At 34.6% G+C, this 22,124-nt stretch carries 23 protein-coding genes and 1 other RNA gene; 10 read left to right on the top strand and 14 right to left on the bottom strand.

Going from position 1 to position 22,124, the window contains the following annotated elements; genetic code table 11:
- Positions 1-13 precede the first annotated feature (13 nt).
- The gene (locus tag ABGT15_RS04075; RefSeq protein WP_367230139.1) at positions 14-586 is read right to left on the bottom strand and encodes a DUF6624 domain-containing protein; all 573 of its coding nucleotides are present in this window, start codon (positions 584-586) and stop codon (positions 14-16) included.
- Positions 587-627: 41 nt separating this feature from the next.
- Positions 628-1,707, bottom strand: a complete 1,080-nt coding sequence (locus tag ABGT15_RS04070) for a glutaminyl-peptide cyclotransferase (protein WP_367230138.1) — start codon at positions 1,705-1,707, stop codon at positions 628-630.
- 88 nt (positions 1,708-1,795) lie between these two features.
- On the opposite strand from ABGT15_RS04070, the gene ffs reads away from it, so the two are divergent.
- The 4 genes from ffs to fsa all read left to right on the top strand — a co-directional run bounded on the left by ffs (position 1,796) and on the right by fsa (position 4,516).
- Positions 1,796-1,894: signal recognition particle sRNA small type (gene ffs / locus ABGT15_RS04065), an RNA gene on the top strand.
- Positions 1,895-1,958: 64 nt separating this feature from the next.
- Positions 1,959-2,957, top strand: a complete 999-nt coding sequence (locus ABGT15_RS04060; protein WP_367230137.1) for an enolase C-terminal domain-like protein — start codon at positions 1,959-1,961, stop codon at positions 2,955-2,957.
- Between the two features lie 53 nt (positions 2,958-3,010).
- A complete protein-coding gene (locus ABGT15_RS04055) occupies positions 3,011-3,814 on the top strand; it encodes an SDR family oxidoreductase (protein WP_367230136.1) in 804 nt (267 codons plus the stop codon).
- Positions 3,815-3,859: 45 nt separating this feature from the next.
- Positions 3,860-4,516 (top strand): fructose-6-phosphate aldolase, encoded by a 657-nt coding sequence (fsa, locus tag ABGT15_RS04050; RefSeq protein WP_367230135.1) that lies wholly within the window; start codon positions 3,860-3,862, stop codon positions 4,514-4,516.
- A 127-nt stretch (positions 4,517-4,643) separates the two neighbouring features.
- Here the strand turns inward: fsa and ABGT15_RS04045 are convergent, their stop codons facing one another.
- The gene (locus ABGT15_RS04045) at positions 4,644-6,053 is read right to left on the bottom strand and encodes a TlpA family protein disulfide reductase (protein WP_367230134.1); all 1,410 of its coding nucleotides are present in this window, start codon (positions 6,051-6,053) and stop codon (positions 4,644-4,646) included.
- Between the two features lie 157 nt (positions 6,054-6,210).
- Here ABGT15_RS04045 and ABGT15_RS04040 point away from each other — a divergent pair, with 157 nt between their 5' ends.
- Entirely contained in the window at positions 6,211-7,827 is a 1,617-nt protein-coding gene (locus ABGT15_RS04040; protein WP_367230133.1) for an ABC-F family ATP-binding cassette domain-containing protein, read from the top strand.
- Positions 7,828-7,907: 80 nt separating this feature from the next.
- Here the strand turns inward: ABGT15_RS04040 and ABGT15_RS04035 are convergent, their stop codons facing one another.
- The 11 genes from ABGT15_RS04035 to ABGT15_RS03985 all read right to left on the bottom strand — a co-directional run bounded on the left by ABGT15_RS04035 (position 7,908) and on the right by ABGT15_RS03985 (position 18,003).
- Complete coding sequence (locus ABGT15_RS04035) at positions 7,908-8,342, bottom strand: tetratricopeptide repeat protein (RefSeq protein WP_367230132.1); 435 nt, start codon at positions 8,340-8,342, stop codon at positions 7,908-7,910.
- Between the two features lie 84 nt (positions 8,343-8,426).
- Positions 8,427-9,266, bottom strand: a complete 840-nt coding sequence (locus ABGT15_RS04030) for a hypothetical protein (RefSeq protein ID WP_367230131.1) — start codon at positions 9,264-9,266, stop codon at positions 8,427-8,429.
- Between the two features lie 95 nt (positions 9,267-9,361).
- On the bottom strand, positions 9,362-9,634 hold the full coding sequence (locus tag ABGT15_RS04025; protein ID WP_367230130.1) for a hypothetical protein: 273 nt from the start codon (positions 9,632-9,634) through the stop codon (positions 9,362-9,364).
- A 62-nt stretch (positions 9,635-9,696) separates the two neighbouring features.
- Complete coding sequence (locus tag ABGT15_RS04020) at positions 9,697-12,027, bottom strand: DUF7619 domain-containing protein (protein WP_367230129.1); 2,331 nt, start codon at positions 12,025-12,027, stop codon at positions 9,697-9,699.
- 56 nt (positions 12,028-12,083) lie between these two features.
- Complete coding sequence (locus ABGT15_RS04015; RefSeq protein WP_367230128.1) at positions 12,084-12,974, bottom strand: transglutaminase domain-containing protein; 891 nt, start codon at positions 12,972-12,974, stop codon at positions 12,084-12,086.
- A 352-nt stretch (positions 12,975-13,326) separates the two neighbouring features.
- Positions 13,327-14,409, bottom strand: coding sequence for a DUF6544 family protein (locus tag ABGT15_RS04010; RefSeq protein WP_367230127.1), 1,083 nt, complete (start codon positions 14,407-14,409; stop codon positions 13,327-13,329).
- Positions 14,410-14,417: 8 nt separating this feature from the next.
- Positions 14,418-14,810, bottom strand: coding sequence for an OsmC family protein (locus tag ABGT15_RS04005; RefSeq protein ID WP_367230126.1), 393 nt, complete (start codon positions 14,808-14,810; stop codon positions 14,418-14,420).
- A gap of 2 nt (positions 14,811-14,812) precedes the next feature.
- On the bottom strand, positions 14,813-15,700 hold the full coding sequence (locus ABGT15_RS04000) for a pirin family protein (RefSeq protein ID WP_367230125.1): 888 nt from the start codon (positions 15,698-15,700) through the stop codon (positions 14,813-14,815).
- Between the two features lie 32 nt (positions 15,701-15,732).
- Entirely contained in the window at positions 15,733-16,047 is a 315-nt protein-coding gene (locus tag ABGT15_RS03995) for a GNAT family N-acetyltransferase (RefSeq protein ID WP_367230124.1), read from the bottom strand.
- 74 nt (positions 16,048-16,121) lie between these two features.
- Complete coding sequence (locus ABGT15_RS03990) at positions 16,122-17,000, bottom strand: pirin family protein (protein WP_367230123.1); 879 nt, start codon at positions 16,998-17,000, stop codon at positions 16,122-16,124.
- Positions 17,001-17,127: 127 nt separating this feature from the next.
- Positions 17,128-18,003, bottom strand: coding sequence for a hypothetical protein (locus tag ABGT15_RS03985; RefSeq protein WP_367230122.1), 876 nt, complete (start codon positions 18,001-18,003; stop codon positions 17,128-17,130).
- Positions 18,004-18,253: 250 nt separating this feature from the next.
- Between ABGT15_RS03985 and pyrR the strand changes: the two genes are divergently transcribed.
- From pyrR to ABGT15_RS03960, 5 genes are all read left to right on the top strand, one after another.
- Positions 18,254-18,805 carry a bifunctional pyr operon transcriptional regulator/uracil phosphoribosyltransferase PyrR gene (gene pyrR, locus ABGT15_RS03980; RefSeq protein WP_367230121.1) on the top strand — a complete coding sequence of 184 codons (552 nt, stop codon included), beginning with the start codon at positions 18,254-18,256 and terminating at the stop codon, positions 18,803-18,805.
- A 22-nt stretch (positions 18,806-18,827) separates the two neighbouring features.
- Positions 18,828-19,754, top strand: coding sequence for an aspartate carbamoyltransferase catalytic subunit (locus ABGT15_RS03975; protein ID WP_367230120.1), 927 nt, complete (start codon positions 18,828-18,830; stop codon positions 19,752-19,754).
- Positions 19,755-19,827: 73 nt separating this feature from the next.
- A complete protein-coding gene (locus tag ABGT15_RS03970; protein WP_367230119.1) occupies positions 19,828-20,745 on the top strand; it encodes a hypothetical protein in 918 nt (305 codons plus the stop codon).
- A 62-nt stretch (positions 20,746-20,807) separates the two neighbouring features.
- A complete protein-coding gene (locus ABGT15_RS03965; protein WP_367230118.1) occupies positions 20,808-21,140 on the top strand; it encodes a ribonuclease Z in 333 nt (110 codons plus the stop codon).
- A gap of 69 nt (positions 21,141-21,209) precedes the next feature.
- Positions 21,210-22,115: a ribonuclease Z gene (locus ABGT15_RS03960; protein WP_367230117.1), complete on the top strand. Its 906-nt coding sequence runs from the start codon at positions 21,210-21,212 to the stop codon at positions 22,113-22,115.
- Positions 22,116-22,124 lie beyond the last annotated feature (9 nt).

Here is a 22,124-nt window from a genome sequence, read left to right as displayed (position 1 = left end):
CAGGACTTATTTGTTAAAATGATTTAAGATAATCCTCAATAGATTCTAATCCCATTTCAGCTCTACGTTTATTAACGGTTTCAGGAGCTTCAAGCTTATAAGGACTGTGAACTCCCTTGTTGTCCCAAACCATTTGTGTTCCGTATAATTGCGGTTTATTTTCGTTCTTTTTAACCCTGTCATATAAATAAGCAAAATTTCTCGAACTTACATTTTGAGTTTTGAGCTCTCTTTTCATAGCGTTCAATACTTTTTTCTGAAAAGCCACATCGTGATCTCCGTGCTGAACAATCAGCCAAAAGTTTAAGGCAGTTTCCTTTCCATTTTCTTTGATACCCGGAAAGCCGTATTCCTTAAAATATTTTTTTGCAATAATTAAATTGTCCTTAGATACTTTGTCGAATTCTACTCTCATCGAGTCTGAATACGATTTGCGTCCAGCTTTTTTTAAATCATATTTTTGAGCATTCATGTCTTTGGTATACATGTCTTTCAATTCCAGTTTCATAGCATCTGTGTATGGCTTTTTTGAAGTACATGAGATGCAGAAAGATGCCAAAATAATCATTAAAACAAGCTTTGTCATTTATTGGGTTTTTTAAAGTTATGGTTAAGGTATTTTATAAACTATTCTGTAACCTTAATCTCAAACATCTTATCCCAGTTTTTACCGGTTACAAAAAGTGTCTTGGTTTTAGGATTGTAAGCGATTCCGTTTAGTACATCGATATCAGGATGTTGTGTAACTTTTGCTTTTAAATCGGATAAATTAATAACTGCTTCCACAGCGCCATTTTTCGGATTAATAACCGCGATAGCATCCATTGTATAAATGTTGGCGTAGATTTTACCGTCAATCCATTCCATTTCATTTACCGCTTTGATTTTTGTTCCGGCCGTATAAACGTTGATGTAATCCACTTCTTTGAAATCTGCCGGATTTACAAAATAGATTTTTTCTGACCCGTCAGACATTAAAAGGTTTTTCCCGTCGTTGGTTAATCCCCAGCCTTCCATTCCTGCCTTGAAGTATTTGAAGGTTTTTTCTTTTTCGAAAGTGTCTATATTATAAACATAAGCCTCACCATTTTTATAAGTTATTTGGTAAACCTTATTGTTCAAAACTGTACAGCCTTCTCCGAATACACTGTCAGGAAGCTCGACAATTTTGGTAACTTTTCCGGTTTTATAATCTGTTTTACGCAGGGAGGATTTTCCTTTTGTACCTGTTCCGTTCCCAGAGCCATTTCCAGTACTTTCAATTAAGATATCATTTTGGAATTCAAGACCTTGCGTATATGCTTTTAAATCATGAGGATAAGTATTTACAATGGTGTATTTTAATAATTTAGGCTGAATATTGGAAACCAATTCAACTCGGTAGGCAGCTTCTGTATTCTCACCTTCATAATAAGCCAATGCTTTAATGTTTTGATAGCCTAATTTTTGATCTGCAAACGCAAAATCTAATTTTTCATTTCCTTTAACCGAACCAATCTTTTTATCGTTGATATAGTAAATAACAGAATCTAAAGTTTTGTTTTCAGGGTTTTTCAGCGATAATGAAAGTGTCTCCTGAGGCTGATATTGTACTTTTAAATTGTCAGAATTGACAGAAAATAAATTTTCTGTGTTTTTTTTATTACCATCACAGGAAATGATGGCTGCACTTAATAAAATGAATGCTAATGAGTTATGTTTTTTCATTGTTTAAAAATTGATAGAAGCAATATACAACGATATTTATTATCGCACAATTGCCTTGCAAAAAAATAAAAAAGTTGTACATTTGCAACGGCAAGTCCTACACGACCAGCTCCTGCAGACTCCTCCAGGGTGGGAACGCAGCAAAGGTATGCGGTTGTAGCGGTGCGATGTAGGTCGCTTGCCATTTTTTTTAAATTTGTATATCTCCCTTGAGGAGATTTTTTTATTTTAGAGCCATTGAAATACTACAAATGGTTTTATCCTGGCAAATCGTCCGTTTTAATTTAAAAGAAACTTTTTCAATTTCTTATGGGAGTTATTCTTATAGGGAAGCACTTATTGTTCAGTTAAGTAAATTTGGTCATTCAGGGTACGGCGAATGTACCGGGATAGATTATTATCATATTAGTTTAACCGATTTTGATAAAAAACTCCATTCGGTAAAAGAGAAAATCGAAAGCCGGAAAATCAATCATCCAACAGATTTTTATCTTTTTTTAGAAGAGTTGCAATTGCCAAGTTTTTTGCGTTCTGCATTAGATTGTGCCTATTGGGATTTGTTCGGAAAACTGGAAAATAGAAGTTTTATTGAGCTTAATTCAATCAAAATAAGTGTATTACAGGAATCTTCGATTACCATCAGTACTGCACCAATAGAAGAGCAATTAACTAAAATTGAAAAGTCTTCCTGGCATAAGTTTAAAGTAAAATGCAGTCGTTTTGATGAAATGGAAATTGAAAGACTTATAAATTGCGGTAAGACAATCGCTCTTGACGCAAATGGAAGCTATTCAGCAGAACAATGTAAATGGCTGGAAAATTACGAACTTTCAAAACAGTTTACATATGTGGAGCAACCTATGAAGCCATCAGAAGAAAATTTTTCAAATCTGAAAGCCGATAAATTCCCAAATTGGATGGCTGACGAAGATTGTCAGGAGAATATCGATTTGAAAGATTTACAGCCACATTACAGAAGTATCAATATTAAATTGGTAAAATGTGGCGGTTTGACCCCGGCTTTGGAGCTGATTAAAATTGCCAGAAACCTGAACTTTAAAATCATGATCGGTTGCATGACAGAATCGACAGTGGGGATTTCTGCAGGTGCAGCTCTTGTTCCATTGGTGGATTTTGTCGATTTGGACGGTGCTAATCTGATTTCAAACGATATTGCAAGCGGTTCAAAAATTGAACTCGGTAAAGTGTTACTTTCTGAAAAACCAGGATTGGGAATCCATATTTTATAATCGAAAACTGCTAAAAATGCTTATTTTCGCTTCACTTTTATAAAAAAGATAAAATGAGTAAAGTTGTTTTAATTACCGGTGGATCTTCAGGAATCGGTAAATCGATAGGAGAATTTCTTCATCAAAAAGGATTTGTGGTTTATGGAACCAGCAGAAATCCGGAACGTGTTGAAAATTCTGTTTTTCCGTTAGTTGCTCTGGATGTAAGAAATACGGAAAGTATTCAAAGAGCTGTATCCGAAGTCATCGAAAAATCCGGTCGTCTTGATATCGTAATCAATAACGCAGGCGTTGGAATTACGGGGCCCTTAGAAGAAATTCCAGCCGAAGAAATCAAAAACAATTTCGAAACCAATTTATTTGGCCCGATTGAAGTAATGAAAGCCGCTTTACCACAAATGCGCAGTCAAAAATCCGGGTTGATTATTAATGTTACTTCCATTGCAGGATACATGGGATTGCCTTACAGAAGTATTTATTCGGCATCAAAAGGAGCTTTAGAACTAATTACGGAAGCTTTACGTATGGAAACCAAATCCTTTGGAATTCATATTGCGAATGTAGCACCCGGTGATTTTGCAACCAATATTGCTTCTGGTCGTTATCATGCACCAGTTGTTAAAGGTTCGCCTTATGAAGTACCATACGGGAATACCCTTAAAGAAATGAACGAGCATGTAGACAGCGGCAGCAATCCGAACGACATGGCCTTAGCGGTTTATGCCATCATCCAAACTCCAAATCCGAATGTACATTATAAAGTTGGTGCTTTTATGCAGAAATTTTCTATTGTGCTCAAACGAGTACTTCCGGATAAAATGTATGAGAAATTATTAATGAACCATTATAAGTTGTAATTTTGCAACCGATTTAAAAGATTTAAAAACACAACAATTTTATATATGAAGTTTTTTATTGACACAGCAAACTTAGAGCAGATTAAAGAAGCTCAGGCGTTAGGAATTTTAGATGGCGTTACCACGAATCCGTCGTTAATGGCGAAAGAAGGTATTACAGGAAAAAATAATATCCTTAAACATTACGTAGACATTTGTAATATTGTTGATGGTGACGTAAGTGCTGAAGTAAACGCTATGGATTTTGAAGGCATGATTAAAGAAGGCGAGGAGCTTGCGGATTTGCACGAGCAAATTGTTGTGAAATTGCCAATGACAAAGGAAGGAATCAAAGCATGTAAATATTTTTCAGACAGAGGTATTAAAACAAACGTGACATTAGTGTTTTCAGCTGGTCAGGCTTTATTGGCCGCTAAAGCAGGAGCTACTTATGTTTCACCGTTTTTAGGACGTTTGGACGATGTTTCAACAGATGGTTTAAATCTAATCGACGAAATCCGTCAGATTTATGATAATTATGCTTTTGAAACTCAAATTTTGGCAGCATCTGTACGTCATACGATGCACGTTGTAAATTGTGCAAAAATTGGTGCTGATGTAATGACTGGTCCATTATCTTCTATTACAGGATTATTAAAACACCCGTTAACCGATATCGGAATTGCTCAATTTATTGCAGATTACGAGAAAGGAAACAAATAGTATACAGTTGCAGTCGCAGTTTTCAGTGACTCACATTACTTAAAATAAAAAAGGATTCAATTTAATTGAATCCTTTTTTTATATACTGAAACTTAGTTTTCTTGTGACTGTAAACCACTACTGAATATTATTTTAAGTAGCTTCCAAAATCCGGTTCGAACAAACTGATGAATGCATTTTTAATGGTTCCGTCAGGATTTAACAGCATTGTTCTGTGAATCTTAGTTATTACCCATTCATCTTTCAGTTTTTGAATATCTGAAGCATGAAGCTCTACTATATTTTGGAAATCATAATTGGTTAAGGTGTTTGTCCAGACTTCTTTGGATTCATCAATGTTGATGGCAATAAAATTAAGTTCAGGATGTTTCTCTTTAAGCTCCATTGCTTTTTTATGGGCACCTTCCAAATGTGATTTTGCGCTTACAGTCCAAAAGAAAACTACTGTAGGCCCCTTTATCATATGATTAAAATCAATTTTTTCTCCGAAAACGTTGATAAATTCCTGCTTTGGTAATTCTTTTCCCGGAGTTAAAAACTGAACAGCATCACTGATTTTTTTAATTTCATTGTGCTTGCTTTTGTCAGTAGATAATTGAAAATAACGATCGAAAAATTTCTTATTATTCGACATGTTTTGATCTTCAAGCAAATACATAAAAGCGATATTATTAAGAACAGCGTTTTTAATTTTTTTATTCTCAATAAGTGTGTCCGCAATATTCAGTTTTTTAACATTGTATTCCAGAGCTTGTTTTTCATATTGATTTTCCGTGCTACAATCTTTGTACACATAATTGTTAAGCATGGCATTCAGATAACGAACAAACGGAACAAACGTACTGAGTTCTTCGTTGTTGAAATCTATATTTTTTCTGTAACTGTAATAATCTTTAGGTAATTTTTCACATACGTCTTCACCCGTTCTTCTTTTATGAGCAATCGGATAGATTTCTTTTTTAGCAAGATGACTTAAATCCAGATACGCTTTTGCATACTGATCAAATTTTTCATCCCAGCCAATTTCGGTTTTTCGTCTTAAATAAAAGGACTTTTTTACCTTGTAAGAGGAATCGATACTTTTAGAAAAACGCTTGTAATCTTTATCATAAATTGCAAAAGACGCATCCTTATCGGCTTCGTTTTTTAAAAACATTTCAATTAAGAAGTTATTTTTTAAATCACCTCTACCACAAAAAACAAGGGAATTATCAAACTCTTTTGTGTTTAAACGCAGCATTACACTGTCATTTTTATCGAAATAAATGTATTGATATTCAGGCTCATGCCTAAAAGTGTACATCCCCGGAGCTAAAGAGTCAAATTTTTTGAAGAAACGGTTTTTCTCATCCAGTAACAAAGAATCAATTACTTCATTATCTTTCATTAAAAGAACGTAACGATTATTGGGATTAACGATTTCTCCACCAAAATAAGCAGTAAAGTTATCTTCCTTAAATTCCTTCTGACAAGAAATTAAAGAACAAATTGAAACCGCGGTTAACGGAAGTAGTAGATTTTTAAAATAGGCAAACATTCAAAATCAATTAATTACCAAACAAAAGTAACTTTGTAATACTTAACTTGCTGTTAATGTACAGTTAAATTAAGCATAAAGACATTCTAAATAAACCGGCTCAAAACTCCGTTATTTTTTCTACTTTTGCAACACTTTTATAAAAAATAAGAAATCAATGTTAACAGTTTCAAATTTATCAGTACAATTTGGTAAGCGAATTTTGTTCGACGAAGTAAACGTAACTTTTACACAGGGTAACTGCTACGGAATTATCGGAGCAAATGGTGCTGGAAAATCAACGTTCTTAAAAATATTATCAGGCGATATCGATCCTACTTCAGGACGAGTTATCCTTGAACCGGGCAAACGTATGTCGGTTTTAAACCAGAACCACAACATGTTTGACGAGCATACTGTACTGGAAACCGTATTAATGGGAAATAAAGTTTTGTTTGCCATTAAAAAGGAGATGGACGAATTGTATGCCGATTATGACGATAAAAATGCAGACAGAATCGGAGAATTGCAAATGCAGTTTGACGAAATGAACGGATGGAACGCAGAGTCGGATGCCGGAGCAATGCTTTCCAATTTAGGAATCGGAGCGGAGCATCACTACACGATGATGAGTGACATGGAAGGAAAAATGAAAGTTCGTGTGTTATTGGCGCAGGCTTTATTTGGAAACCCGGACGTACTGATTATGGATGAGCCTACCAACGACCTTGACTTTGAAACGATCGGTTGGTTGGAAAATTTCTTAGCAAATTATGATAATACGGTTTTAGTTGTTTCTCACGACCGTCACTTTTTGGATGCGGTTTGTACACACGTTTCCGATATTGACTTTGGAAAAATCAATCACTATTCCGGTAATTATACGTTCTGGTATGAATCATCGCAATTAGCGGCGAAACAAAGAGCACAGCAAAATAAGAAAGCAGAAGAGAAAAAAGCTGAATTAGAAGAGTTTATACGTCGTTTCTCGGCGAACGTTGCAAAATCCAAACAGGCAACTTCCCGTAAAAAAATGATTGATAAATTAAATTTAGACGAAATCAAGCCATCAAGCCGTCGTTATCCGGCGATCATTTTCGATCAGGAAAGAGAAGCAGGTGATCAGATTTTGAATGTTGAAGGATTAAGTTATACTTTGGAAGGAGAAACCTTGTTTAAAGATATTGATTTGAACATGGCAAAAGGTGATAAAGTGGTGGTTTTCTCAAAAGATTCCCGTGCCACAACAGCCTTTTACGAAATTTTGAACGACAACTTAAAAGCAGACAGCGGTACTTTCGAATGGGGTATTACTACAAACCAATCGTATTTGCCGGCGGATAACCACAGTTTCTTCGAAAACGATTTGACCTTGGTAGACTGGTTACGTCAATGGGCGAAAACAGAACCGGAAAGAGATGAAGTATATGTTCGCGGTTTCTTAGGAAAAATGATTTTCTCCGGAGAAGAAGCTTTAAAAACAGGACGTGTGTTGTCTGGAGGAGAAAAAGTGCGTTGTATGTTATCAAGAATGATGATGTTAAGAGCTAACGTTTTAATGTTAGATGAGCCAACAAACCACTTGGATTTGGAATCGATTACCGCATTCAACAACTCTTTGAAAAACTTTAAAGGTTCGGTGTTGTTTACCACACATGACCACGAGTTTGCGCAAACGGTTGCTAACAGAGTAGTGGAAATCACACCAAAAGGTGTTATCGACCGTTACATGACGTTTGATGAATATCTGGATGATGAAAAAATTAAAGAATTAAGAAAACAGATGTATTCTTAAATAGTATAAAATCCCGCTGTAATGGCGGGATTTTTTTATGTTTTGTACGGTTGATATAAAACTATTTTTTAATTTCAATTTTACAGATCATGACACATTATGGAGAGTGAGTTCCAGTCGCATTCGGAAAAGCCTAATTGTTTCGATTTTTTAATGTCTTGACAACCCGATATTTTAAAAGTTTTCTTTGTCATATTTTTTGCTAAGCCTCTGTAAAAATAGGATTTTGACTGTTCTGGAATCAATTCAATGGCTTTGTCAAAATCAATTATTGCGTTATTGTAATCATTCAGAGCGAAATAAAACATTCCTCTTTGATTGAAAAGTTCAGCATTATTTTTTTCGGAAATTAACTGAAAATTTAGCTTTTCAATTTCTTGATTAACTAGCTTTATTTTTTCATCAGAATTTGGACTAACGGTGTAAAGGACAGGAGTATTTTTTTTAGTATCAGTATTTTGGGAGAAACTGTTTAGGGAAATAGACAGCCCTACAAATAATATTAGGTTTTTCATATCGAGTCTCTTTATTTATCACAATGAATAAATTTTGTATTATACATAAAAATTATATCTGTACTGTTTTGCAGTCTTAAATCGTTACTCTTTTTTTTCAAGGTCGAGCACGGTTTGTGAACCGTCAATGTTTTTATACTCAAGTTTTACGAATCCGAAATCAGGATTGAAATATGAAATTAATTCCGTTGTACCAATTCTGCTTTTGGCTTTTGCCTTGACAATATAACATTCTAAATTCCCTAATTTTGTAACGATTTTTTTCTTGTCGGCGATTTCATATTCATAAACATTCTCAATTCCACCTTTCCATTCCAGCCATCGTTTATCTGCCCAATGGTCGCCGATTTTGAGCTTCCAGTTCCATTTAGTGCCTATTTTATATGGTGCTTTTATATATGGAAAAGGATTCAGCTCTAATATTTCAAAATACTGACTGCGGGGCGGATGCATCCAAACATTCATTTCATTTTCAATTACACCGGTCGTTTCCATTATTGAAGAACGATTGTTGTTCATTAAATATTCATAGGAAATTACCGTTTGGGTATAATCGGATATATCTTCTTTAAATGGATTTTGAGTTACAGGCTTTAAAATTATTTTTTTTACGGTTTCGTCATTCTGTTTTTCCGCTTCAATAAATTTCCAGTCAAAAACGCTGTAATTTTCCTTTTTGATTTCTTCTCCTTTTGCAATCAATAATTTTTTTCCTTCAGAATTTTGATGGTAATAAGAATAAGTAAACGTTTTTCCGACGATATAAATTTTGTTGTCAACATTGTATTTGTTGTCATCTTGGTTTGATTTGTCTATCTTTTCAATTGTAATACCATCCTCATCAATCATATATTTGTCTGAATTGATCTGAGAAAGAGAAGCAATCGGAAATAGAAAAATCGGAATAAATTTATTGATATTCATTTTGTTGTATTTGTTTTGAATAGATTGAAAATAACCAGTATTTTCAGGAACTTTAGCATAATTCCAGCAAATGTGGACTGTAGGGTTAAATCAGCTTATACAACTCTTTTTCTGCCATTTAGCAAATAAAATAAGCCGGCAAAAAAGTTGATAAAAATAAACCCGATTGTCCACATAATTTTTTCAGATTGATTTATTCTTTTTGAAGTATTGACTTCGTAAATTCCAATTACAACATATGCCAAAGTTGAAAGTATACCGATTATCAATGCGATTTGCGCACCATCAGTATGATTAATTTTCATTATTGCACCAATTATAGTAATAGCTAATGAAAGTAGGAATGCTTTTTTAAATAAGTTGTTCATATAGTTTTATGATTTAAAAGTGTGGATAGCGTTTTTATAAATTTCAACCTACATACAGATCGTTATTTTTTTATCAGTTTAGTGTTTGTTATTCCTTTTTCGGTAAAAATTTTAAGAATATAATTTCCTGTTTTTAACTCACTTACATCTGTTTTGTTTTCTGAAACGGAATTTGAACTTAAAATTCTTCCTGAAACATCATAAATTTCAATTTTCGAAATAGTATTTACCGTTTTGAAATACAGCATATCTTTTACAGGATTTGGATAAACAGTAATGCTATTTAACAGTTCATTTTCCTGCAATCCTAATGTGTTTTGTACAGTAGTAGTATAGTTGTTTGTTACTATAGGATAATTGTAATCAAAATAAATATTTGCCGAATTACTGAATGTATTTCCAACCACCAAATTTGATTTCGTTTTAATTTTAAATAACACATAACCATCATTATTGGCATTATCAAAGGGAAGATTTATGTTTTTAAAAATAAATTCCACTTTGTTTCCGTTTGAAATTTTTGTTTCAAAAGTATGACTTCCTTTAATTGGTACCAATGTATTGATGTCAAATTTAGCGGTGTCAATCATATCTTTAACAACAATGTTTTGCGCATTTGCCGTTCCGTTATTTTCAAATCGAATTAAATAATGAACCTCTTTGCCAACCATATCCGGAGTAATTACAGCTCCTTCCAAACAGGTTTTATCATTTGGATCATAGGAGTTTACAACGGTTTGATATAAGGTTGCAAGGTTGTCATTCGGTGCCTCATCAGAAGGAACAGTAACAGAAGCAGCATAATGCAAGATACTTCCCATATTTAAAGGAGGGTTTTCCGTTGGCGTATTTAAATTCAGTACGATTTCAATTTCTTTGGTTTCAAATTGTTGTAAGTTGGTAAAATTCCAAACGTATGTTGTTTCGTTTGAAACGGTATTCTGTGAATTAAATGCAGGATTACTGGAAACATAATCGGTTACATTTTCATTATAATTGGTAAATGAAACAGTACCGTTTTCAATTTGGTTTCCTTTGTTTTTTATAATAAGTTTATAGGTTGCATCAAAACCTGGAGTTGCACGAGTTACTGGAATGATAGAAATTTCTACATCATGATGAATTCCGTTAGGACTAATGCAAAAATTTCGGGTTGCAGGACTGCTTGCTGCCGGAAAACTTACAGTTGTTGTTGCAGGGGATACCGTATAGTAACTCGGGTTATCAAGAATTGGTGTTAGCGTAAAAGAACCAGTTCCTACTGGAATAGAGTAAAGTCCCGAATTATCAGGGATTAATGTACTTGAAGTAGTTCCATCGGTAAAATTTATTCTGAAATTCGGATAATTCGGATCTGAAGCAGAGCATCCATTGCTATTGCCATCAAGTTTATTAGTACCATTGATTGTAAAATAATTTCCTCCAGGCGTAAAGGAACAATACGTATTAATTTCAGGAGTCGAATGATAGTTTCTATAATCATTTATTTCAAATTCATCACAACATATATAATTTAAAGTAGCAGGCAATCCTGATACAGTTTCTGTTCTTCCGTTCTTTACCAGTATCCCACTTAATGCAGGATTGCCAGATAGCTGTATTTCAGTAAGAGAAGTACATTGATTCAAATCTAAAAAAGTCAATTGATTATTCGATAAATAGGCCGTACCCAAATTGCTGCATCCTTCAAAAGTAACAGCGCTTAATTGGTTAGCAAGAGCTTGTATGTAAGAAAGCGTTTGCAATCCGTTTAAATTCAAACTTGTCAATTGATTGTTATTGCATGTCAGTCCATTAATAGAAGAAAGCCCTTGAACATTTAAAGAAGTAAGCTGGTTGTAACTACAATCTAAATAAGTTAAATTCGACAATCCTGAAACAACCAAATTAGTTAAAGCATTATTTTTACAACTGATGGTGTTTAATTGTGGGAAAGAGCTGAAGTCTAATGAAGTAAACGGGTTATAATTAAAATTCATTAATGTTATACTTGGGCAATTCGTAATAGTAAAACTAGTAAGATTACATTGCACAAAATAAACTTCCTCTAAATTAGGAAGCCCGTTTAAGGTAAATGTAGATAAATTTACACTTTCACAGTAAATCTTTGTCAGATTCGAAAAATAGTTAACACCAACAATAGAAGTGATATTGTTACTATTATTAAAATTGATACTCAAACCATACACTTGTTGGGCTTCTGAAACTTGTATTTCTCCATCTTGGTTAGTATCAACAGTCATGTTACTGCCAATACTGTTTCTAGCAATGCCGCCATTTTGCCAAGTCGAACTGACTAATGCTGCTTTAAAATTAGCATCCGGGAAGTTTATGATTTGCGCACTGCAAAATGTTGTAACAGCAAGCAAAAGAAAGAGTAATTTTGTTTTCATTTATTGGGTTTGGGTTTTTAAAATAAGGATCTGCTGATGTTTATGGCTTGATGAAGTTAGTTTAATTTCGGATAAAAGTCAGTTGTCGAATTCGTGTAATAACTGGTATTAATCCGAATCAGATTTTGAAAGTATTTTGGTATTTCGGCGCCTTTCGGATAAAGTGTCAATTGTTTTTTATTGCCAATTAGTCTGTCCCAGATTTCTATTTTTTCTCCTTTTAAAGTAGTCGTAAAATAATAGAGGTAGGGGCCGATCCATTTTTTATATTCTTCTCGGGTTATTGTTTGATTTGGATTTAGGATCTCAAAATTTAAGTTTCTTGAAATACAATGCTGCAATTCAACAGCATTTAATGGATTTCCTTTGTACGTCGTAATGATGTCATATTGAGGATCAATAAAAACCCATTTTTTCAAGTCGTTTAAGTATACCTCATTTACAACGTGTCCGGCTCCAGACTTCACATCATTAATATCTTTTGACATAAGCCCAAGGCCACGAACAGTAAAGCCCAGCGATTGTAAACACTGTCCTGCAACAATGCTATATTCTACACATCGGAATTGTTTACCTTTTTCAGCTTCTCTCAATATAAATAAGGCATCATTTTTTTCAGGAACATTATCCCCATTGTGTTTCCATCTGCTTTGAACCCAACTCTGAATTTTGGTAATTTTTTCAAAATCAGTTTTACATTCTTTGACTAAGCTATCCAGTTTGAATTCTTGCTTCAGGAGTTTCAGATCTTTTTGAGAAGAAACGTTTTTATAAACTAAAACATGTTCCTTTGTTGATACAGTATCAAATTCTAATTGGAAAACCTCTTTGTCGATAACTTCCTTTCCAAAATCCAAAAGCCCACCGAGTCGTGGCGACATATAAAAACTAAAGGCTGTGAATACTGTTAGAATTACTAAAAATATCTTTAAAATTTTCTTTATCATTTACGCTTTTGTATGTTTAAAAGCCCGCTAAAGTTTTGAGGCTTTATTAACGCGTGGTTTTTCGTTATTGATACTCACAAATGTATCTAAAATATTGGAAGAAAAAACTTATTTCAGGGAAGAAAGTGTAAGTGCAGGTTTTTGAAAACTGTTTACATAAAAAACCGCTGTTAGATAGAGGAGCTATTTTACTTTTATTGAGCCTAACTAACAGATGTACCTATGAATGAATTCACAGTTGTTAACTATACTAAAACTCTTTCAAGAGAATCGTTTACATCACAATAGTATAAAACAAACTGAAAAATAATAGAATCATAAATAATAAGCTAATTTGTTTTCGAATAGCTTTTTATTCATAATTATAGATAATCTCTTTTAAGTGAAATTTGCCGTAGGTGAATTTTCCATCAGGATATTGCCAGACAGCTTCTGCATCATTCATTAGATAGATTCCATTATGATTTTTATAGGATATAATAGGTGTGGAAAACGGATATGTTTTTCCTGCATTCATTTCCGTTCGATTATTGGAGATAAAGTTGATCAGCTGTCCGTTATCATTAAAAAACAATTGAGCAGAAATCATAATGTTTTTGTTTAAAAAAGTGGCTTTAACCGATTTATTATCAATTACTTTCCATTGAATACGTTTGTCTATTAAAGTGGCGGGAGCCAACAAGCACATTTCGTTAAAAAAAGTAACGGTTTCGGTTGTGTCCATTACTGCTTCAGAATGTTGAATAATTGGAAAAATACCGAATAATTCAATGTCCATTGAAGCTTTAGCCTCGGTATATTTATGATAGCCGGGAACTGTAATCCCAAACATTTCAGCCTTTATGAAGAAGAGTCGAGCGGGTTGGTCGATAAAATTATATTGTTCAGAACGGAATTTAAAATAGTCTTTACCTTTCTCGCGCATTTCGCCTTCAAAAACCACTTTCATGTTTCTGACTTTTGGTTTGTTCACTACACCGGAATATCTTAAATACTTTTGAACGGGTAGTGGAAGTGTTTGTAAATCAGCTTCTGTTAGTAGCTCTGAAACCTTATTTTTTGAATTTTCCAGATGTACTTTTACATCGTTCTTGTATTCTTTTTCGAAGCGATAACTTCCAAAGCATAGAATCAATGCAATCAGGATTATGATATTGGCAAGCGCTCCATATTTTGCATCACTCCAGCTTTTGAAAATAAGTACCTGAGAAATCATCAGTGCGGGAATTGTCGTGAACATCCAAAAATTATAGGAAAGCAATAGAAGTACTCCGCTACCAATAAAAAGAAAAGAAGCTATCAGCCAAAATATCCCTGTGAGTTTTGATATTTCAGTTTTTAGTTGTGGTATGCTCCCATACTGAAAAGCCTTCGCAAAACCCATTAAATGGATTAATCCATGAAGAAATAGGAATATTGCCAGCAGGATTTTCATAAACAAATTTACACAAGTGTTGTTGCTACTTCCGTTGGGTTCATCAGTACTTTGTGAACCGGACAACTGTCGGCAATTTTAAGTAAACGTTCGCGTTGCGCTTCGTCCAAATTCCCAATCAGTTCAATTTTTCGGGTAAAAAACGATTTTGAATTTTCTTTATCCCAGTCAAAAGCCACTTCGATATTCACATCGGTTAAATCCCAACCTTTATGATTGGCATACATTTTTAAGGTAATAATTGTACAAGAACCCAATGAAGCAGCCAACAGTTCTTTCGGATTTACACCTAAAGCTTGTCCGCCTAATTCAATAGGTTCGTCAATAATAAGTGTGTTTGAATTTCCCTGAACAGCAACTTTGTAGTTTTGTGTTCCAATATGCGCGGTTATCTTTTCCATAATTATTTGAAGTTTTTTAAAGCCGGAGGAAGCGGTACAAATTCAGTTTCACCTGGAACCTTTGGAAACGTTTGATTTTCCCAATCGGTTTTGGCCTGTTCGATTCTCTCTTTTCTTGAGGAAACGAAATTCCAGAAAATAAAGCGTTCTTCGGGGAAAGCTTCACCGCCAAAAATATATACGGTTGTGTTTTCCGCCATCTCGAATTCACATAATTTGCTGTCTTTTGCTATCAGGATTTGTTTCGGATCAAAAACATTGTTATCGCTTTTAATGCTTCCTTCTAAAATATATAAAGCACTTTCTCCAAATAAATCATCACCAATTTTTACGGTTTGTGCTGCTGTAGATTTAATTTCAAGAAAATACAATGGGCTGTAAACCGGAACAGGTGATTTTCTTCCAAAGGCTTCACCTGCAATCAGTTTAATAGAGACACCGTCTTGTTCCCAATGCGGTAAATCGTCTTTTTCTACGTGGGTAAAAGTGGGTTCCATTTCTTCTAATTCCTTAGGAAGTGCCACCCAAATTTGCAAACCATGAAGCATTTTATCCGAAGTTCGAAGATATTGCGGCGTTCTTTCAGAATGCACAATTCCCTTTCCTGCTGTCATCCAGTTTACGGCTCCGGGTTGAATTTCTACTTCAGTTCCTAAACTGTCTTTGTGCATGATGCTGCCTTCAAACAAATACGTTAAGGTAGAAAGTCCGATATGCGGATGAGGCGCAACATCTAAATTCTGATAATCTTTTAAGCAGGTCGGCCCCATATGATCAATGAAGGCAAAGGGGCCAACCGTTCTTTTTTCGCGAAAAGGAAGTAATCGCCCTACCATAAAGTTGCCAATATCGGCAGAACGCTCTTCTATGATTAATTGTATGTTTGACATTTTTTAGAATTTAGGAGTTAGAAAGTTATGAATTATTCTTCAAAACCTTTGAAATTTTCATCGACGATACGTTTCCATTCCGGATGTCTTTTGATGTAAGCAAAGACTAAAGGACAAAGTGGTACCAATTTAAAATTGTTTTGTTCAATATAATCTAAAGTCTTTTCGATTACAGCTGTTGCGGCGCCTTTACCTTCGAGTTCCGGTTCTACTTCTGTGTGGATTAATGTAATTTTACCGGGTCTTTCTTTGTAGTCGATAAAAGCTTTATGACCTTCAAATGTGATTTCAAAACGATGGTTTTCTTCGTTTTTAATTAAAGGAATATTTTCGAATTCTGGTTTCATAGATACGTTTGGGTTGATTGTTTTATTTATTTATTGAAAATCAGTAACCTTATTTAGATTACTGATTTGTATAATTAATCTTCTAAATGACCGAATTTTCCGTTGTTGAAATCTTCAATCGCCTGAACGATTTCTTCTCTGGTATTCATTACAAATGGTCCGTGAGGGAAAATAGGTTCGTTTATTGGTTCTCCACTCAACACTAAAACGATTGCGTTTTCCATAGCTTCAATGGTGAAATCTTCTCCTTCATTTTCGAACAATCCAAAATGATCGGTTGAAATGATTTCTTTGTCGTTTACTTTAATGCTCCCTTCGATTACCAATAAAGCAGTATTGTAATTTGCAGGAAAAGAAAACGCAGCTTTTCCACCTTTATTTAATTTCGCATTCTGCATGTTTACCGGTGTGAAAGTAAAAGCGGGACCTTTTACATCTTTATAATTTCCGGCAATTACTTCGATAAAACCTCCATTGTCAGGAAGTTCATACCGTCCCATTTTGCTGTTTTCAATGGCCTGATATTTTGGTTGGCTCATTTTGTCTTTCGCCGGAAGATTTACCCAAAGCTGTACCATCTGGAATTCGCCGCCGGTTTTGCTGAATTCTTCTTCATGGTATTCCTTGTGTAATACGCCTGAAGCTGCTGTCATCCATTGTACATCGCCTTCACCAATAATTCCACCGCCACCGGCACTGTCATGATGCGCCACTTTTCCTTTGTAGGCAATGGTTACGGTTTCAAAACCTCTGTGCGGATGAACGCCAACGCCTTTTGGAATTTCAGAAGGAGGAAAGTTATATTTTGAGTTGTAATCCAACATAATAAACGGACTCATTCGTTCCATGTCCAAACGAAATCCGCTCGGAATGAAGTTGTGTACCCGGAAACCGTCACCAACGAAATGCGGTGCTCTTGGCTCGGCTACTAATTCGATATTTTTTGTTGCCATTGTGTTCTTCTTTTAAATTGTTACACAAAGTTAAGATATCAATAGTGAGAATGTGCTTAATTTAGATTAAGAAATTTCATAAAAAAAGCTGTGAGTAGTCTCACAGCTTTTTTGAATTGTTGGTTGTTTAGTTGCATTCTAATCCGTTTAAAGAAGGGGCCAGTTCAGTTCCATTTTCGTCTTTAACAGACCATCCGCCGGTAATTATTCCTCCCGAATTTGTTGAATTCCAGGTGATGTGGATTGTAATTTCTTCGCATTCAGAAACATTTCCTTCTATTTTAATGATTCTGTTTGAACTTCCTCCCGGGGTTGATTGAAAAGTTGTGCAATTACCACCGGTTACTGTTACTATAGCATCTTCACCTGTGAAATTGGTTAAACCACCCTGAATTTTAATATAATCCTGATCGCTGTCTGCTGTAAATGTATAGATTGCTTCTCTTGTATTATCGCATGAAACAGCTTCTCCGCGGAATTCAGTTTCACAACCTTCCGGGCAAGTTCCAATCAGGTTGTAATTAATGGTAAAATCAGCTGGAGGACCATTTCCTGAAACTGCTAAAGCAAAAGATTCCAAATCACATGCTTGCCAACCTTCATCAAGAGGATAGCTATAGGTTCCCCAGGTGTTTGCTGTAACAGGTCCATTAGTCCAAACCGAAAGTCCGTTAATGACTAAATCGGACCAACCACTTGTGCTTTTTGCCATTATAACAAAATGTGTTTCAGTGTTATAATAAGCTATGTCAACTGTTTTACTGTTAGCGTTGCCATAACGGCCGCCCCATTGTATTACTTTAGAATCGGTGGTTTCGAAGTACGGTCCGCCGGGTACAATACAATCCAATTCACAATCACCAGTTCTTAAGTTAGTTTGATCTAAATTTGCGTTACCATTTCTTTGTGTACTTTCTTCCGGCTGGCAGGCCGTTATCATGAAGAAGCACATACACAAACAATAAATAGCCACACTACTGTTGGAGTAAGTAAAGTTTTTCATAATCAGTATTTTTTATTGTTGATAGATGTTAAAAATATTTCTATTTTATCATAAAACTTAATTTTCATTCATTTTATCGTTGATAATATTACTTATTTCGGTAAAAAACACCGAATTATATTTATTTTAGATTATAGTCAAAATTGCTCGATAAAAGGTAGCTATGAGAAACTATCTCCAAATATGGTACGCAGCATTAGCAGATTAATAAAATTATCGTATTTTTACCTCCCAAACACAACACTTCATTATGAGTCAAAAAATATTGCTCACTTCAAAGGAAGTCAATATCATTCTGCATCGTTTGGCCTGTCAGTTAATCGAAAAACACCACGATTTTTCAAATACTATTCTTATTGGAATTCAGCCAAGAGGTAAATATTTAGCCGAAAGAATCAAACAGCTTTTAGAGCAGGAATACAATATTAAAAATGTTCCGCTTGGTTTTCTGGACATTACATTCTTTAGAGATGATTTCCGCAGAAACGAAAAACCTTTGGAGGCGAACAAAACCCAAATTGATTTTTTGGTAGAAGACAAAAAAGTAGTTTTTATAGATGATGTTTTATACACTGGAAGAAGCATACGTGCGGCTTTATCAGCGATTCAATCCTTCGGAAGACCATCGGGAATTGAGCTTTTAACACTGATTGACAGACGATTCAGTCGTGATTTACCCATTCAGCCGGATTACAGGGGAAGACAGGTTGACGCCATCAACAATGAAAAAGTGATTGTAAACTGGAAGGAAAATGAGGGGGAAGATCAGGTCCTTTTGGTAGCCAAAACAATAAACAACTAAGAATACAACAACACAACATACAATGAAAGAGCTAAGTGTTAATCATTTACTTGGAATAAAATACATCAACAAAAACGATATCGATTTAATCTTCGAAACTGCCGATCAGTTTAAGGAAGTGATCAATCGTCCTATCAAAAAAGTACCGTCTTTACAGCATATTACCATTGCCAACATCTTTTTTGAAGATAGTACAAGAACCAAACTTTCGTTCGAATTAGCCCAAAAAAGGCTTTCTGCCGATGTGATGAGTTTTTCTGCGGCACAATCTTCAGTTAAAAAGGGAGAAACGCTTATCGATACAGTAAACAATATCCTTTCCATGAAAGTGGATATGGTGGTAATGCGCCATAAAAACCCGGGAGCGGCATATTTTCTTTCGCAAAATGTTAAAGCAAGTATCGTAAATGCAGGTGATGGAGCACACGAACACCCAACACAAGCCTTGTTAGACAGTTATTCAATTCGTGAAAGATTGGGTGATGTAGGAGGTAAGAAGGTTGTTATTGTTGGAGATATTTTGCATTCACGTGTGGCTTTATCCAATATTTTTGCTTTGCAAATGCAAGGTGCCGAAGTAATGGTTTGCGGGCCTAAAACCTTAATTCCAAGATACATCGAATCATTAGGAGTAAGATACGAGCCTAACTTGCGTAAAGCCTTGGAATGGTGTGATGTAGCTAACATGCTTCGTGTACAAAACGAGCGTTTAGATGTAAATTACTTCCCGTCAACGAGAGAATATTCTCAACAATATGGCGTGGATAAAGCACTTTTAGATTCGCTTAACAAAGAAATCGTAATCATGCACCCGGGACCAATTAACCGTGGGGTTGAAATTACTTCCGATGTAGCCGATTCCCAGCAATCTGTAATTTTAAATCAGGTGGAGAATGGGGTAGCGGTTCGTATGGCAGTGATTTATTTGCTTGCACAGAAGATAAAGTAATAATTAGTTAGCAGTCCCAGTTTTCGGTTTTCAGTAATCACTCAAATATTAAGTTAAGACTTAAAAAAGAAGTATGAGATTTTTAATTATACCCGTTTTAATTTTTTTAATTACTTCTTGTAAAAATTCAACCAGTAACGATTTTGCACAAGTAACGGTTTCTGGTAATATCAAAACTGTAAAGAATAAGGATTTCGAATTAATCAAAGTCCAGAATCAAAAAGGAGTTCTTATCTTATTTCCGGGTTACGGACATGTTTCCGACGATACCAAAAATGAATTTAAAGTGGTTGATACAGCCGTAAAGAATGACGTTTCAGTATTGTTAATGAGTTTTAATCAGCATGTTTTTCTAAGAGATGATGAAAAACTTGCATTGACTAATGATTTGTTGAGCATCTTTGAAAAGAACAACCTTGACTATAAAAACATTTATATCGGAGGGTTTTCCAGCGGTGGTAATGTGAGTTTACTTTTAAGCGATTATTTAGTAAAAACAAAAAATAAAATTCAGCCCAAAGGTGTTTTTATAGGAGATTCACCGGTTGATCTATTGCAGATTTATAAGAATTCTGAAAAAAACGTTGCTAAAAATTTCTCAGAAGAAACAGTTGAAGAATCGAAATGGATCATTCAAGATTTCAACAGTAAATTGGGTTCGCCAAAAGACAGTCTTCACAATTTTGAAAATTTTTCACCTTTTACTCATATAACGGGTAATATCCAGAATGTAAACGCTTTAAAAAATACAAAAATCAGATTCTATACCGAGCCTGATGTTACTTGGTGGAAAAAGGACAGCGACAATGATTATGAAGATATGAATGCCTGCTCCATTGAAAAGTTTTCCAAGGAAATGAAGAAGCAGGGATTTTCAAATATCGAATTAATTCAAACCAAAAACAAAGGTTACCGAGCCAATGGTGACCGCCATCCGCATTCTTGGTCAATTATTGATGTGCAAGATTTAATGAAATGGATGTTGCAATAATATTCTTGTAAAGAATAAAAATCCTCAGTAACTTAGCAACTCAGCCATTTAGCAATTCATCAATGAAAGTAGAGCACAAAATACATACAACCATCTTAAAAGACACCGAAGGAAATATTACAGAATTTCTTCAAAAGGTTAACAATCAATACGAAGAGTTTAAAGAACGTAATCTGATATTAGATATTACACACGACAAATCAGTTGATATCAAAGGAATTAAAACGTTCTCGGATTTATCTAAAAAGCACAAAAAAGCCAAAAAATCTTTCGTAATCGTTGCGGAGAATATTGATTTTAATGATGTTCCTGCTTCCATGTTAGTGGTTCCAACCTTATTGGAAGCCCACGACATGATTGAAATGGAAGAAATTGAACGCGATTTAGGTTTCTAAATTAGTATGCAGTCCCAGTTTACAATGTTCAGAAAATGAGACTGAGCTGCGACTCAAAACTTATTTAAGATGAAGCTCAACATCCTTGGCTGCTATGCCGCGACTCCCAGAACGATTACCAATCCAACTTCACAGGTTTTGGAAATAAAAAACCGTATGTTTTTGATCGATTGTGGGGAAGGAACACAAGTGCAACTACGTAAGAATAAAATCAAATTTTCACGAATAGAACATATTTTTATTTCGCATTTGCACGGCGATCATTTCTATGGTTTAGTTGGACTGATCTCGACTTTTATGCTTCTTAACCGACAAACAGATTTACATGTTTACGGACCTAAAGGAATTAAAGAGGTGATTCTTATACAGCTCAGATTATCAAATTCTTATACGGGATACAATCTTTATTTTCATGAATTGGAAAGCAAAGAAAGCGAAGTGATTTTTGAAGATGAAAAGGTTGTGGTAAAAACCATTCCGCTAAAACACAGAGTATATACAAACGGTTATCTTTTCATTGAGAAAAACAGAGAACGAAAACTGAATATTGATGCTATTTTAAATCATGATATTGATGTAGTGTATTACAACAAAATCAAATATGGCGGGGATATAACCTTAGAAGACGGACGAGTGATTTCAAATGAAAAACTCACTTTTGATCCCGATCCTGTTAAAAGTTATGCGTTTTGTTCTGATACCGTTTATGATGAAAGTATTATACCTTTAATTGAAAATACTACCGTTTTATATCACGAAAGTACTTTTTTAGATACTGAAGAACATTTGGCTGAAAAAACCATGCATTCCACTGCCAAACAAGCAGCCTTAATTGCTAAAAAAGCGAATGTAGAATATTTGGTACTAGGCCATTATTCCACACGATACGAAAAAATTGAGCGTTTTAAAGAAGAAGCTGAAACCGTTTTTCAAAATATTCTTCTTGCAGATGACGGAAGAGAATTTGAATTTTAGCCATAAAAC

This window comes from Flavobacterium enshiense, from assembly GCF_040750275.1.
Classification (GTDB): domain Bacteria; phylum Bacteroidota; class Bacteroidia; order Flavobacteriales; family Flavobacteriaceae; genus Flavobacterium; species Flavobacterium enshiense_B.
The sequence above is the reverse complement of the archived record's forward strand: the minus strand, read 5'-3'. Positions and strand labels throughout refer to the sequence as shown.

Bases quoted from the DNA above. Each gene is read 5' to 3' on its own strand.
- ABGT15_RS04075 (WP_367230139.1), bottom strand. From the start codon at position 586: ATGACAAAGCTTGTTTTAATGATTATTTTGGCATCTTTCTGCATCTCA.
- ABGT15_RS04070 (WP_367230138.1), bottom strand. From the start codon at position 1,707: ATGAAAAAACATAACTCATTAGCATTCATTTTATTAAGTGCAGCCATC.
- ABGT15_RS04060 (WP_367230137.1), top strand. From the start codon at position 1,959: ATGGTTTTATCCTGGCAAATCGTCCGTTTTAATTTAAAAGAAACTTTT.
- ABGT15_RS04055 (WP_367230136.1), top strand. From the start codon at position 3,011: ATGAGTAAAGTTGTTTTAATTACCGGTGGATCTTCAGGAATCGGTAAA.
- fsa (WP_367230135.1), top strand. From the start codon at position 3,860: ATGAAGTTTTTTATTGACACAGCAAACTTAGAGCAGATTAAAGAAGCT.
- ABGT15_RS04045 (WP_367230134.1), bottom strand. From the start codon at position 6,053: ATGTTTGCCTATTTTAAAAATCTACTACTTCCGTTAACCGCGGTTTCA.
- ABGT15_RS04040 (WP_367230133.1), top strand. From the start codon at position 6,211: ATGTTAACAGTTTCAAATTTATCAGTACAATTTGGTAAGCGAATTTTG.
- ABGT15_RS04035 (WP_367230132.1), bottom strand. From the start codon at position 8,342: ATGAAAAACCTAATATTATTTGTAGGGCTGTCTATTTCCCTAAACAGT.
- ABGT15_RS04030 (WP_367230131.1), bottom strand. From the start codon at position 9,266: ATGAATATCAATAAATTTATTCCGATTTTTCTATTTCCGATTGCTTCT.
- ABGT15_RS04025 (WP_367230130.1), bottom strand. From the start codon at position 9,634: ATGAACAACTTATTTAAAAAAGCATTCCTACTTTCATTAGCTATTACT.
- ABGT15_RS04020 (WP_367230129.1), bottom strand. From the start codon at position 12,027: ATGAAAACAAAATTACTCTTTCTTTTGCTTGCTGTTACAACATTTTGC.
- ABGT15_RS04015 (WP_367230128.1), bottom strand. From the start codon at position 12,974: ATGATAAAGAAAATTTTAAAGATATTTTTAGTAATTCTAACAGTATTC.
- ABGT15_RS04010 (WP_367230127.1), bottom strand. From the start codon at position 14,409: ATGAAAATCCTGCTGGCAATATTCCTATTTCTTCATGGATTAATCCAT.
- ABGT15_RS04005 (WP_367230126.1), bottom strand. From the start codon at position 14,810: ATGGAAAAGATAACCGCGCATATTGGAACACAAAACTACAAAGTTGCT.
- ABGT15_RS04000 (WP_367230125.1), bottom strand. From the start codon at position 15,700: ATGTCAAACATACAATTAATCATAGAAGAGCGTTCTGCCGATATTGGC.
- ABGT15_RS03995 (WP_367230124.1), bottom strand. From the start codon at position 16,047: ATGAAACCAGAATTCGAAAATATTCCTTTAATTAAAAACGAAGAAAAC.
- ABGT15_RS03990 (WP_367230123.1), bottom strand. From the start codon at position 17,000: ATGGCAACAAAAAATATCGAATTAGTAGCCGAGCCAAGAGCACCGCAT.
- ABGT15_RS03985 (WP_367230122.1), bottom strand. From the start codon at position 18,003: ATGAAAAACTTTACTTACTCCAACAGTAGTGTGGCTATTTATTGTTTG.
- pyrR (WP_367230121.1), top strand. From the start codon at position 18,254: ATGAGTCAAAAAATATTGCTCACTTCAAAGGAAGTCAATATCATTCTG.
- ABGT15_RS03975 (WP_367230120.1), top strand. From the start codon at position 18,828: ATGAAAGAGCTAAGTGTTAATCATTTACTTGGAATAAAATACATCAAC.
- ABGT15_RS03970 (WP_367230119.1), top strand. From the start codon at position 19,828: ATGAGATTTTTAATTATACCCGTTTTAATTTTTTTAATTACTTCTTGT.
- ABGT15_RS03965 (WP_367230118.1), top strand. From the start codon at position 20,808: ATGAAAGTAGAGCACAAAATACATACAACCATCTTAAAAGACACCGAA.
- ABGT15_RS03960 (WP_367230117.1), top strand. From the start codon at position 21,210: ATGAAGCTCAACATCCTTGGCTGCTATGCCGCGACTCCCAGAACGATT.